The organism is Adhaeribacter sp. (assembly GCF_057359045.1).
The window spans coordinates 1-12,220 of record NZ_JBMQUD010000034.1 but is presented as its reverse complement, the minus strand read 5'-3'; the positions used below and the strand labels follow the sequence as shown (position 1 = coordinate 12,220).

Sequence of the window (12,220 nt, the reverse complement as noted above, 5' to 3'; positions counted from 1 at the left end):
CGTGAACAGATTATTCACTTAAACGAGAGGTTCTCTATTTTGTCCTGTTTTCAACAAGGATTATCTATAACTAACTCAGGTGCTGTAACCCGTTATATATTGCAGTCGGCTTAACCTTTTAAGCTGCCAATCATATCTTCCGGACGTACCCATTGGGTAAATTGCTCGTCGGTGAGTAAGCCCAGGCTAATGGCCGCCTGGCGCAGGGTAGTACCTTCTTTGTGCGCTGTTTTTGCAATTTTAGCCGCATTTTCGTAACCGATGTGCGGGTTCAGGGCCGTTACCAGCATTAAAGAGTTTTCGAGCTGACGTTTAATAACCTCGTAGTTGGGCTCAATACCTACGGCGCAGTGCTTATCGAAAGAATCGCAAGCATCACCTAATAAGCGGGCGCTCATGAGCAGGTTGTAAATCATAACGGGCTTAAACACGTTCAGCTCAAAGTGGCCGTTCATGCCGCCTACGCTAATGGCTACATCGTTCCCAATTACCTGGGCACACACCATGGTCATGGCTTCGGCTTGCGTTGGATTAACTTTGCCCGGCATAATAGAAGAGCCCGGCTCGTTTTCCGGAATAATTATTTCGCCAATACCGGACCGTGGGCCTGAAGCCAGCAAGCGGATATCGTTGGCAATTTTCATTAAACTAACGGCCAGTTGTTTTAAAGCGCCAGATGTTTCAACAATGGCATCGTGGGCCGCCAACGATTCAAATTTATTTTCGGCGGTGCGCAATGGTAAACCCGAAAATTCGGCAATTTTCTGAGCTACCAGTTCGGCGTAGCCTTGGGGGGTATTTAAACCAGTTCCTACGGCCGAGCCACCCAACGCTAGTTCGCTTAAATGATCCAGAGTATTGCGCAGGGCGCGCATGCCGTGGTCGAGTTGCGATACATAACCCGAAAGCTCCTGGCCCAAGGTTAGCGGCGTAGCATCCATTAAGTGCGTGCGGCCAATTTTTACCACGTTCATGTATTCCTGCGATTTCTGGTGCAGCGTGTCGCGCAGTTTTTGCACCATGGGCAGGGTATGCTCTGCCACAATTTTGTAGCCGGCAATGTGCATGGCCGTCGGGAAAGTATCGTTCGACGATTGCGATTTATTTACATCATCGTTCGGGTGAATTTGTTTTTTCTCGTCGAGTAGATTCCCCCCCAACAACACGTGCGCCCGGTTGGCTACTACTTCGTTCACGTTCATGTTGCTTTGCGTACCCGAACCGGTTTGCCACACCACCAGCGGAAATTCTTCATCGAGTTCACCGGCGGATATTTCGTCGCACACGCGGGCGATAATATCGGCTTTTTCGCGGGGCAGCACACCCAACTCGGTATTGGCATAAGCCGCCGACTTTTTAAGAATGGCAAAGGCCTGAATTACCTCTTTGGGCATTAACTGACCGCCAATGGTAAAATTTTCTTTTGAACGCTGGGTTTGGGCACCCCAATATTTATCGGCCGGTACATTAACCGGTCCCATGGTATCTTTTTCTACGCGGAAATTACTCATAGTAGTGGATGATTTATCGTTTAAAAACCGGCGGCAAAATTAAGGAATAAATTTATAACTGACGTTACGTAAAATTATTTAGCTGATTGCTGTGCTGCTTGTTAACTTCTTAAATTAATAAAGCTATCGTTGCTCATTTAAAAGATTACATCTTTCAAGGCACAGGTGCTAACGGTATGCATTTGCCTAAGTTTGCTCCCGGCCGCGAGGCCCCGTTTGGCCGCTCGGTCTGTTTAAGCTTGTTTTCCTCCTATCATCGGAAGGCCTCGTTCCTCGGTACCACAACCTTAGAAGGCCCTCGCCAGCCAAACTGCTGTAATTTGTTCTTAACTACGGCCTTTCGAGATTTAAGCTATAATTTGATAAATATTCTTACTTCTTCTGAACCTGAATTGCCTTTGGCTTGAGCTAGAAGATTATTTACCATAAAAAAGCCGTTCTGTTAGCAACTAGTTTTGCTAACGGAACGGCCAGGAATATTTGTGTAGCGGCGGTGCTTAAACGTAATTAAGAATAAGCAGTACCAGACCTACCAATAATATCAGTACGCCCAGGGTGTAGAACAGCGAACCTAGAAACGAGCCGAACACGGCTACAATTAAACCAATTAAAATCAGGGCAATGGCGTTGCGGTTAGATACGGGTCCGGCAGCGGCCTGGCTTTGTTCTCCTTTGGCACTTAATTTTTTTACCTGCTTTTGTACTTTATGCAGCACTACTTTTTGCGCCAGAGTTAATTTTTGTTTCTTTTCAACGGTAGGAGCAGCCATACTGGTTTGGGCCAGCGCGGCGGCCATTTGTGGTTGGGCTTTCGCTTTTTTAATAGCCGCTACTTCGGGCAAAACCACTGCTTGCTCCGGGGCGGTACTGGCCGTTAAAATTTCGACATCGGCTACGGTGGGTTCAACAGAAACTTCTTCGGCGGGTGCAGCTACTGCTTTTTTAACGTAAGCGGGCGGCGCCGGGGTAAAAGAAAAATATTGTTTGTTACTGGAGCACGAGCTAAATAATAGGGTCGTGGCTAAAAACAATACGGCAGAGAAAAATAAAGAGGCTGTGTTTGTAATCTTTTTCATAGAGTTCAGACTTGATAAAACAAAGTAAGTACTGATACCCCACATACGCAAAAAAAGATATAGCTGTAATTAGATAAATACAATATTTCCTGGAAACGTTGAATTAATACGTAAATATTGCGGCTCCGGTAACCCCCATGTAATAGGATCGGTAAGAATAAATCTGTAATAATTAAATTTTGGGCAAGCGGCGATATGAAAAAGATCCAAATCCGGCATTGGCGCGCAGGCATTATTTTATCTGCACTTTTTTCAGTTATGGGTGCTTGCCAGCCATCGACTCACGAAAATACCAGTACGCCAGCGCAAAAGGCATCGGTTCAGGCAAGCACCCCGGCATTACTGGTGAGCGAGGGCGAGCAAGGTAAGCCGGTGCGGTTAAAAATACCCAGTTACCCGCTGCGCAACGAGCAAGACCTGGATGTGCTTTTAAACCAGATTGGAAACGCCAAAGTAGTGCTGTTGGGTGAGGCGTCGCACGGCACTTCTGAATATTATACCTGGCGGGCAGCCATCTCTAAACGCTTAATTCAGGAGAAAGGCTTTAATTTTATTTCGGTAGAAGGCGAGTGGGCCGATTCGTATCGGGTAAATAATTTCATTAAAGGCCCGAAAAAAGACAGTGCGGCCGTGGTAAAACTGCTGGCGCAATACAACCGCTGGCCTACCTGGATGTGGGGGAACTACGAAATTGCCGCTTTGGTAAGTTGGCTGAATAACTATAACCAAGACAAACCGGCCGCAAATAAAGTAGGCTTTTTTGGCCTGGACGTGTATTGCCTGTGGGAGTCGATGACCGAAATGATGCCGTATTTACAAAAAGCCGATGCGGCCACCTTGAAAGCGGCGCAGCAAGCGCATAAATGTTTTCAACCGTTTAGTGCCGATGCCCAGCAATACGCGCGGGCCGTGGCCAATGCTTCGGCTAATTGCCGTGCCGAAACCAACCGCTTGCTGCAAGCCATCCGGAAAATGAACAATGGTCAGAAAAGCGAAGCCCAGTTTGTAGCCGAGCAAAATGCGTTGGTAGCCGTAAACGGCGAACGTTATTACCGGGCCATGGGCAGCGGGCAGGAATCCTGGAATATTCGGGATAACCACATGGCCGAAACCCTGCAAAGACTTCTGGAATTTCATGGCCCCCAGGCCAAAGCTATTGTGTGGGAGCATAATACTCACGTAGGCGATGCCCGCTATACCGATATGGCCCGGGAAGGGTTAGTTAATGTGGGCCAGTTAGCCCGGAAAGCTTACGGGCCAGAGAATGTTTTTATTGTGGGTTTTGGTTCTTACCAGGGCTCGGTAATTGCCGCCGGTAGTTGGGGCAATCCCTTGCAGAAAATGGAAGTGCCTGCTGCCTCGGCCGGTAGTTGGGAACAGATTTTACACCAATTAAGCCCCACGGATAAGATAATTTTATCTAAAGATATCCGCGACGAAAAGAACCTAAAAAAACCAGTTGGCCACCGGGCAATAGGCGTAGTTTACAACCCCCAACGCGAGCAGTATAATTACGTACCCTCCATCATGCCGCAACGCTACGATGCTTTCCTGTTTATAGACAGAACACAGGCCTTGCACCCGCTGGGTACGCCGGTTAAAGGCAACGAACCACCCGATTTATATCCCTGGGGTACTTAATTGCGGCCGCTTATCCGTATCCTGCTGGGCATCGGCATGGTTGTTTTTATAACGTAATTTTAAATAAAGCATGCAGCCGTTAATCAGCAGGGCAATGGCATTGGTAATAATAATCGGGAAATCCGATTTAAAAATACCATAAACCAGCCACAGGCCATTTCCGATTACATACAGAATAAACATCCGGACAGAGACGTCCTGCACGTTTTTAGTTTTCCAGGTTTTAACTAATTGGGGAGCGGCCGCCACCGAAGTACATGCCCCCGCTACCAACCCGAGTATTTGAATCATATCCATAGGGCCTTTCTTACGCAGAATAGATTTCTGGTTTGCCGGATTTACCACAGTTTTTTATCAGCATAAACCACATAAATAATATTGCCCATACGGGCAAGTGCCGCCAGAATGGTAAATTTGCCCCGGATAATTAACTAGATGGATTATGGCAGTAGCAACAGATACCCCTAACCTGGCTAAACCCGCAAAATGGCAAATATATTTAGCCTTTGCCGCGGTTTATATCATTTGGGGTTCTACTTATCTGGGTATTCGGTTTACCAACGAGTCTATGCCGCCCCTCCTAATGTCGGGTTCGCGGTTTTTAGTGGCTGGTTTGGGTTTATACCTATATACCCGGCTGGTACAAAAAGCGCCGGTACCTACCTGGCCCAACGTAAAAGCTGCTGCCATTGTGGGCTTTTTACTCATATTAATTGGAAATGGCGGAGTGGCTTACGCCGAACTTACCGTACCATCGGGTATTACAGCTTTGCTTATTTCTACCTCGCCAATTTGGTTTGTGGTGCTGGGTTGGTTATTTTTTGGCAACGCGCGGCCTAATGGGCGGGTAGTTGGCGGTTTAGCGTTGGGACTAGCCGGCATTGTGGCCTTAATTGGGCCGGGGCAATTGGTAGGCCAATCTTTAGATGGGGTAGGTTTAGCGGTTATTATCTGCAGCAACTTAGCCTGGACTATTGGCTCGCTTTATGCATCGGTTTCTAAGAATTTGGCTGCACCTTTGCTGCACACGGCGCTGCAAATGCTTTTGGGCGGGGCTTTTTTAATTTTAGCCTCGGTCTTACGCGGCGAATGGCAAACCTTTCACGTGGAACAGGTTTCGGTAAAAAGCTGGCTGGCCTTTGGTTATTTAATAGTGTTTGGCTCGTTGGTGGCTTATAATGCGTATAGTTGGCTTATTCGGGTGGTGCCACCTAGCCAGGCTTCTACGTACGCCTATGTAAACCCATTGGTAGCCGTAATATTGGGCTGGCTTTTAGCCGATGAAAAAATAAACGCGCAAATGCTGTTAGCCGGCAGCCTTATTCTCCTGGGGGTTATTCTTATTTTACGGGCCCGGACCAAATCCGCCAAACCGGTCGCCGAAAAATCAGCATAAATTTAAGCCCGGGCTAATGGCGGTAAAACTAAACCAAAAGCATTTATTCTGCGCCGGATTTTTGTTTTTGTTCGTATAATTTGCCGCCTGCTTTTACCAATTGCGCTGCCCGGCTGGGTCCGTAGCGGCCTACAACGGTGAAAGTATAGCCTTTAATGTCGTTATAAGATTTAAAAAAGTGTTCTATTTCGGTTAATAACTGCTTATCCAGATCCTTTATATCCTGCAGCGACTGGTGCGTTTTAGAGATAGAAGATACCGCCAGCAAACGATCGTTCCGGACAGTATTACCTTCTTCGGTTTGTTCGGCGGCAATTACACCAATCAGGCGGGCAGGTACCAATACACCGGGGTAAGCGGGTTCGTCCATCAAAAGCAACACATCTAAAGGGTCGCCGTCTTCGCCGTGGGTACTGGGCAAAAAGCCAAAATCGTACGGGAAACTGGCGCCCGCCGGCAGCACCCCTTTTAACCTATAGAGTTGTAGTTGCTCGTCGTAAGAATATTTATTCCGGCTGCCTTTGGGTGTTTCAATAATTACGTTGTAATCGCCGGTTTCGGCATCTATAAAAGGTAAGTTTTCTACGGATGTTTTCATGTAATATTTAAGCTGGGGTTAGGTAAACCAGTTGGCGGCCTATGCTGCCTCCTTACGATTCCAACTAGTCATTTCTAAACGGCAATGCCAGTGGCCGGGGTTACATTTTATTCGCATTTGGTTAAATTGTCTTTAACCCGTTAGCTGCTACAGAAAATATTCCCGTCAATATATAAACCTCAGCTTAATCCGGCTTCCTCTTACCAGAACGATATACCCCCAAAGGGCGTAAAACTTTTAAGCGCAAAAAGCTGGTAATCTAAATAAATGAATAACGGCAGTACTACCAGCTTAGCCTGCTCATTTAGTAACCCAGCAGGAGCCAAAAAATTGAATAAACAACAGGATAAATATTAAATCAGAAAAGATTATATACCATGAACAATCAGCAACGCAATAATATTTGGCTGGCCTTGGCTGGTGCCGGTGCTTTTTTAGGCTACCGGGCCGTATCGCGCCACCTGCAAGCTTATAATTTTAAAGATAAAGTAGTTTTAATTACCGGCGGTTCGCGCGGCTTAGGCCTGGTAATGGCCCGCCAGTTTGCGGAGGCCGGGGCCCGGCTGGCCTTATGTGCCCGCGATGCCGAAGAACTGGAAGCAGCCTGGCAGGAATTAAAAAACGACGGTGCCAAGGTCTTGGCCATTCCTTGCGATGTACGCCACGAGGCCGCCGTAAATAGTTTGGTACAGCAAGTAGAAAGCCATTATGGCCGCATAGATGTATTAATTAACAATGCCGGTGTTATCCAGGCGGGGCCCTTGGAAAACCTGAGTTTAGAAGATTTCCGGTCAGCGATGGATATTCATTACTGGGGGCCGCTGTACACCACGCTGGCGGTATTGCCCGGCATGAAACAACGCCAGGAAGGCCGGATTGTAAATATTGCTTCTATTGGGGGTAAAGTAAGTATACCGCACATGCTTCCTTACAGCGGCAGCAAATTTGCCTTGGTGGGCTTGTCGGAAGGGTTGCGGGCCGAGTTAAAGCAGCACAATATCTCCGTTACTACCATAAACCCGTGGCTCATGCGCACCGGCAGCACCGGTCATGGCATTGTAAAAGGACAAGCCGAAAAAGAATACGCCTGGTTTGCGACGCTCGATGCTTTGCCGCTGGTATCGATGAGTGCCGAAAAATCGGCCCGTAAAATATTAGATGCCATCCGCTACGGCGAAGCCGAATTAACGCTCTCGGTGTACGGCAAGCTGGCTTCGCTGGTCCACGGCTTATCCCCGGGCTTTATGACCGAATATTTTAGTTTAATTAACCAGATTTTACCCGGCCCAGGCTCCAACGAAGCCCGCACCGGCGACGAAAGCAAATCGGAACTGGTACCCGATTGGGCCCAAGCCATACAAGATAAAAATGCAGCTAAAAATAATGAGTAAGCTGGTGCCGCACGGAATTAAAAATTAGGAATGATGCATTAGAAATTATTATTTAAAAGACTAATTTTAGTATACCGGTTGGATGAGTTCTCTAAAAATTAATTTTTTTGAGTACTAGTGTGCCCTATTTTAATATGGGGGATCTGTTTAAATTTAGCTTAAACCATCCAAATAAGTTATTCCGGAACAGAAAGTTTATTCCTCCTTCCTAACTTAAACCTGCGCCAAGCTGTACGGGAACTTAATTAAAAGCAAAAACCAGCATCAGCAGCAATACGGGCCACGCTAGCCAGAACCAGAACATAATTTGGGGTTTATACTTACGGGGTAGGGCCGAGGTAAGCAACAGCATAGCCGCAATAATCACTCCAATGTAAAGCAAAACAAAATAAATAAAGCTGTTCCAGTTGTTAACAATAATGGCTTCACGCTCATCGGGGTTCTTTTCTACCTGGTCGAAGAGCAAATAGGAAAGTATATAATATAGGGCCACTTCAAAGCCAACAAAATAAATAAAGGCCAGAATTTTATCGGTTGGGCCCGAAGCTGGTTTGCCCATGGGGTGCTTTGGTGTTGGTAAGTTACTTAATTAACAAAGTAACAGATTCTGCAAGTAAAAACAGCCGGCTGCAGCCACAACTGGCTGTTTTTATTTTATGCAGCAAAGAATATTCTTTTATTAGCTGCTTTACAGGTTAAATTTATTATTTGCCAGAATCTGATACCCGTAGCGCGTAACTTAGACCAATACAGCAGAAGTTTATAGGTACAATCGCTTTTAAAAAGAATATATTCCAGTATAATTGTATTTCCGGCACTTCTATAAAACTACTTTATCGGCTATGCTAAAAAAATACCTGTTTTATTCTTTTACTTTTTGCTGTTTATTAAGCCTGTTGGTTAGCCCGGCCCTGGCCCAGCGCCAAGCCGATAAAAAAGACTGGCAACCGTTATTCAACGGTAAAGATTTATCGGGTTGGGATATAAAGATTGCCGGCCACGAACTAAACGACAATTACAAAAACACTTTCCGGTACGAGGACGGCATGGTGCGGGTGGCTTATGATCAGTACCAGAACTTCGATAATAAATACGGGCACATGTATTACCGGCAGCCATACTCCCATTATATTCTGCGTTTCGAATATCGCTTTACCGGAGACCAAACACCCGGCGGCGCCAGCTGGAATGTGCGCAACAGTGGGGTAATGTACCATTCGCAATCGGCGCAAAGTCTTACTTTAAACCAGGAATTCCCGGTGTCGCTGGAGTACCAAACCTTGGGCGGGCTGGGTTCCGGCGAACGCCACACGGGTAATTTGTGTACGCCTGGCACCATTGTGCACACCAACGGCCGTCTAAACCCCAACCACTGCATCGATTCTAATTCTAAAACCTACCACGGCGATGATTGGGTAAAAGCCGAAATTATTGTGCTGGGCGATTCTATTATTAAACACCTGGTAAATGGCGATACCGTTTTTACGTTTACCAAACCCCAGGTTGGCGAAACTTACTGGGCCCAGGGCCGGGAAGATGCCTACACCAAAGAGTGGAAAAGCAAAAACGGCATGGCCTTAAAAGAAGGTTATATTGCCTTACAAGCCGAAAGCCACCCAATTGATTTTAGAAACGTAGAAATCCTGAACCTAAAAGGTTGCACCGACCCCAAGGCCAAAGGTTACAAATCGTATTATGTGGTGTCGGATAACCAGCCGTGCCAATACAGCTTTTGGGGAAAGCTAAAACGCATATTCTAACCCATTAAAAAAAGTATTACGGCCTTCCGTCGTAAGTTGCCCAGTTTCTCGTTGACACGCTAGCCGCTGAGCGCTAATATTTAATGGGTTTGGGGCTCCAGAAATAAGTCCAGGGTAATCTGGTCGGCGAGTAATTTGCCTTTATCGGTTAGGTACAACACCTGGTCTTTGATAAAAATATATTCTTTCCGGAGCAGTTCGGCTAAATAGGTTGCTTGTTGGGTTTCCAAATCGATGCCAAATTGTTTTTGCAGTCGCTTGAGGTCGCAGCCCCAGATGGTACGCAGACTCGTGAGCAAATATTCGTTGGCCTGGTCTATAGCCGTAAGCTCTTCGCGTTCAAAAGCTAGTTTGTTTTGCATAAGGGCCGTTAAATACTGCGCATTGTTGGCCACGTTGTACTGCCGGGAATAACCGTTAAAAGAGTGGGCGCTGGGGCCCAGCCCCAAATAATGTACCCCGCGCCAATAATTGCTGTTGTGCTTCGATTCGTAACCGGGCCGGCAAAAATTAGAAATTTCGTATTGGGTAAAGCCGTGTGCCTGCATCTGGGATACCAATATTTCAAACTGTTCGGCTACAAACTCATCTTCGCTGGGTTTAAAAGTACCTTTCTTCGTCCAGCGGCCCAAAGCCGTTTTTTCTTCAATGGTAAGGGCATAACACGATACATGCTGCACCTGTAAGCTAAATAATTTCTCCAGATCGGTAAGCCACAATTGGTGAGAGGGGGCCGGTATGCCGTAAATCAGGTCGGTGGTAATGTTGGTAAAACCGGCGTCCTGCGCATAAAGCACCGATTGATAGGCTTCCTGGGCATTGTGCGCCCGGTTCATGCGCCGCAAATGTTCTTCCTGAAACGACTGAATACCAATACTCAAACGGTTTACCGGCGAAGCCGTTAGTTCCTGCAACTTAACCCGGCTTAAATCGTCGGGGTTGGCTTCCAGGGTTACTTCGGCATCGGGCGCAATAGAAAAGGATTGGTGCAAAGCGGTAAATAGCTGGTCCAATTCTTTTTGGCTCAACAAAGAAGGCGTACCGCCACCAAAATAGATGGTGTTAATGGTTTGGTTCGCCAAATAATTTTGTTGCAAAGCTATTTCCTGGCAAATAGCCTCTACCACGGGGGCCTTTTGCCGCAACGATGTGCTAAAATGGAAATCGCAGTAATGGCAAGCCTGCTTGCAAAAAGGAATATGAATATAAATACCGGCCACAAATAAATTTACGCGTTGTTTTTCTGAATAAATGCATGCTGGCAATTCTTGGTTAAACCCCGAACCCCAGGACTAAGGTAGAAACAAATATCAGCACCCTTTCTGTTCAGTTAATAAATAATGTTTTACCGGTAGTTATTGGCGCTTGTAAATTGGGTTCTGTACACTGAAGATTTAGAACAACCAGTGGTGTATAAAAGCCCGAAAATATGAAGGTCCGAAGCTCCGCTGTGTCCGCCAGAGTCTACTACTCCTATACTCCACCTTAGAAAAGCAATATTATCTTGCCTGCTCTGTACCGGCTAACCTGTTACCCGCTGGTGCGTACTTTATAACTTAATTAAACAGTCATTAACATGTATAAACCCATCGGACCGAAAGCCCACGGCGCTATTGATTACGGTTTTGTAACCTTGCAAGTGCTGGCTCCTACCTTATTCAATTTGCAAGGCCCGGCCCGTACGCTTTGCTACGCCTTTGCTGGTACCCAAGGTCTCATCGACACCTTCACCGATCATCCACTGGGCCTGAAACCCATTATTCCGCTGAAGGTACACGGGCAACTCGAAACGCCTTTTGTTCCCGCCCTGGTTCTACTGCCCCTGGTTACCGGTGCCCTTAAGCAACGCAATGCCCGCTGGTATTTTTTATCTTTCTTTGGGATTGCCCTAACCAATTATTTGCTCAGCGATTATAAGGCGTACGAAAGAAAAAAGTAGGCGGTAAAAAGTTAAATAAATCTCCGCCACTTATGGCATATTTTTGCTCAATCTGGTTATTGGTTATGCGTAAAGTTAGCGTAGCGCGCTACGCACAATAGGTAGTGCAACGCGCTACGCACAACAGGAACTTTAGTAAAAATATCTTATCGCGAGCGGGACGCTCGTGATTTCTTCCTCCGGCCTCTGGCCGTTGTAGCTATTTATTATATAATTTGGCAGATGGATAATATAGGCCAGAGGCCTTAGGAATAAGAGACACGAGGCGGAGCCTCGCGCCAGGTGGTTCCCAGTTTACGTTATAACAGCAATACTTTTAAGGGGCTTAGCGGATTAGCACTGCTGTAAATATAATCCTGCGGCTCATTTACCAAACCACCCTGTACCGGGTTCTGGTGAATGTAGGCTACTTTCTGGTTAATTAAATTATTGCTGGTTAAATCAATGGGATGGTTGTGGTGCTGCCAGAATTGATTTTGGGTATTGGGCTTATTTCTGGCAAAATGCCGGAATAAAAACAACAGCCAATCTTTGCGGCTTTCCTGCGGATTATCGGTAATTAGTTGCAATAGTTGTTTGGCGGTGTAGCTTTTAAAATCGCGCAAAATATGGTTCAGCAATCCGGTTTCGGCGGCGGCAACCAAATGTACGTGGCTGCTCATAATGCAGTAAGCGTAGAGTTGCAAGCCTTTCTTTTCCTGGCAATATTTTAAATTTTGTACCAGACAGTCGCAATATTCGCGGCGGGTAAATACATCTATCCAGCCTACTACAGTAAGCGTTACAAAAAACAAACCACCTTCATACGTTTTATACCGCCTCGACATAATACCGCCTTATACGGCACTTCCCTAAAAGTTAGCTATTCCTCCCAACCAAAACCTATCGCGAGCGTCCCGCTCGTGATT

12 protein-coding genes are annotated in these 12,220 nt (G+C 46.4%); 5 read left to right on the top strand and 7 right to left on the bottom strand.

Annotation, left to right across the window (positions count from 1 at the left end; translation table 11 throughout):
* Positions 1-110: 110 nt before the first annotated feature.
* Positions 111-1,511 carry a class II fumarate hydratase gene (fumC, locus tag ACO1R6_RS05725; protein ID WP_486262955.1) on the bottom strand — a complete coding sequence of 467 codons (1,401 nt, stop codon included), beginning with the start codon at positions 1,509-1,511 and terminating at the stop codon, positions 111-113.
* A gap of 497 nt (positions 1,512-2,008) precedes the next feature.
* Positions 2,009-2,587 (bottom strand): hypothetical protein, encoded by a 579-nt coding sequence (locus ACO1R6_RS05720; RefSeq protein ID WP_486262954.1) that lies wholly within the window; start codon positions 2,585-2,587, stop codon positions 2,009-2,011.
* A gap of 195 nt (positions 2,588-2,782) precedes the next feature.
* Here ACO1R6_RS05720 and ACO1R6_RS05715 point away from each other — a divergent pair, with 195 nt between their 5' ends.
* Positions 2,783-4,228, top strand: a complete 1,446-nt coding sequence (locus ACO1R6_RS05715; protein ID WP_486262952.1) for an erythromycin esterase family protein — start codon at positions 2,783-2,785, stop codon at positions 4,226-4,228.
* Here ACO1R6_RS05715 and ACO1R6_RS05710 read toward each other — a convergent pair.
* Complete coding sequence (locus ACO1R6_RS05710; protein WP_486262951.1) at positions 4,208-4,519, bottom strand: SemiSWEET family sugar transporter; 312 nt, start codon at positions 4,517-4,519, stop codon at positions 4,208-4,210. The genes ACO1R6_RS05715 and ACO1R6_RS05710 overlap by 21 nt on opposite strands.
* Before the next feature lie 151 nt (positions 4,520-4,670).
* Here ACO1R6_RS05710 and ACO1R6_RS05705 point away from each other — a divergent pair, with 151 nt between their 5' ends.
* Positions 4,671-5,624 (top strand): EamA family transporter, encoded by a 954-nt coding sequence (locus ACO1R6_RS05705; RefSeq protein WP_486262949.1) that lies wholly within the window; start codon positions 4,671-4,673, stop codon positions 5,622-5,624.
* Positions 5,625-5,667: 43 nt separating this feature from the next.
* On the opposite strand, the gene ACO1R6_RS05700 is transcribed toward ACO1R6_RS05705, so the two are convergent.
* Entirely contained in the window at positions 5,668-6,222 is a 555-nt protein-coding gene (locus ACO1R6_RS05700) for an inorganic diphosphatase (protein ID WP_486262947.1), read from the bottom strand.
* A gap of 377 nt (positions 6,223-6,599) precedes the next feature.
* On the opposite strand from ACO1R6_RS05700, the gene ACO1R6_RS05695 reads away from it, so the two are divergent.
* Positions 6,600-7,613, top strand: a complete 1,014-nt coding sequence (locus tag ACO1R6_RS05695; RefSeq protein WP_486262945.1) for an SDR family NAD(P)-dependent oxidoreductase — start codon at positions 6,600-6,602, stop codon at positions 7,611-7,613.
* 241 nt (positions 7,614-7,854) lie between these two features.
* On the opposite strand, the gene ACO1R6_RS05690 is transcribed toward ACO1R6_RS05695, so the two are convergent.
* On the bottom strand, positions 7,855-8,172 hold the full coding sequence (locus ACO1R6_RS05690; protein ID WP_486262944.1) for a hypothetical protein: 318 nt from the start codon (positions 8,170-8,172) through the stop codon (positions 7,855-7,857).
* Positions 8,173-8,455: 283 nt separating this feature from the next.
* Between ACO1R6_RS05690 and ACO1R6_RS05685 the strand changes: the two genes are divergently transcribed.
* Positions 8,456-9,373, top strand: a complete 918-nt coding sequence (locus tag ACO1R6_RS05685) for a 3-keto-disaccharide hydrolase (protein WP_486262943.1) — start codon at positions 8,456-8,458, stop codon at positions 9,371-9,373.
* 80 nt (positions 9,374-9,453) lie between these two features.
* Here ACO1R6_RS05685 and hemW read toward each other — a convergent pair whose 3' ends face one another.
* A complete protein-coding gene (hemW, locus tag ACO1R6_RS05680) occupies positions 9,454-10,593 on the bottom strand; it encodes a radical SAM family heme chaperone HemW (RefSeq protein ID WP_486262977.1) in 1,140 nt (379 codons plus the stop codon).
* 356 nt (positions 10,594-10,949) lie between these two features.
* On the opposite strand from hemW, the gene ACO1R6_RS05675 reads away from it, so the two are divergent.
* A complete protein-coding gene (locus ACO1R6_RS05675) occupies positions 10,950-11,312 on the top strand; it encodes a hypothetical protein (protein ID WP_486262941.1) in 363 nt (120 codons plus the stop codon).
* A gap of 299 nt (positions 11,313-11,611) precedes the next feature.
* On the opposite strand, the gene ACO1R6_RS05670 is transcribed toward ACO1R6_RS05675, so the two are convergent.
* A complete protein-coding gene (locus tag ACO1R6_RS05670; RefSeq protein ID WP_486262939.1) occupies positions 11,612-12,139 on the bottom strand; it encodes an REP-associated tyrosine transposase in 528 nt (175 codons plus the stop codon).
* Between the last annotated feature and the right edge of the window lie 81 nt (positions 12,140-12,220).

Bases quoted from the DNA above. Each gene is read 5' to 3' on its own strand.
- ACO1R6_RS05675 (WP_486262941.1), top strand. From the start codon at position 10,950: ATGTATAAACCCATCGGACCGAAAGCCCACGGCGCTATTGATTACGGT.
- ACO1R6_RS05690 (WP_486262944.1), bottom strand. From the start codon at position 8,172: ATGGGCAAACCAGCTTCGGGCCCAACCGATAAAATTCTGGCCTTTATT.
- ACO1R6_RS05705 (WP_486262949.1), top strand. From the start codon at position 4,671: ATGGCAGTAGCAACAGATACCCCTAACCTGGCTAAACCCGCAAAATGG.
- ACO1R6_RS05695 (WP_486262945.1), top strand. From the start codon at position 6,600: ATGAACAATCAGCAACGCAATAATATTTGGCTGGCCTTGGCTGGTGCC.
- ACO1R6_RS05720 (WP_486262954.1), bottom strand. From the start codon at position 2,587: ATGAAAAAGATTACAAACACAGCCTCTTTATTTTTCTCTGCCGTATTG.
- ACO1R6_RS05670 (WP_486262939.1), bottom strand. From the start codon at position 12,139: ATGTCGAGGCGGTATAAAACGTATGAAGGTGGTTTGTTTTTTGTAACG.
- ACO1R6_RS05715 (WP_486262952.1), top strand. From the start codon at position 2,783: ATGAAAAAGATCCAAATCCGGCATTGGCGCGCAGGCATTATTTTATCT.
- fumC (WP_486262955.1), bottom strand. From the start codon at position 1,511: ATGAGTAATTTCCGCGTAGAAAAAGATACCATGGGACCGGTTAATGTA.
- ACO1R6_RS05700 (WP_486262947.1), bottom strand. From the start codon at position 6,222: ATGAAAACATCCGTAGAAAACTTACCTTTTATAGATGCCGAAACCGGC.
- ACO1R6_RS05685 (WP_486262943.1), top strand. From the start codon at position 8,456: ATGCTAAAAAAATACCTGTTTTATTCTTTTACTTTTTGCTGTTTATTA.
- ACO1R6_RS05710 (WP_486262951.1), bottom strand. From the start codon at position 4,519: ATGATTCAAATACTCGGGTTGGTAGCGGGGGCATGTACTTCGGTGGCG.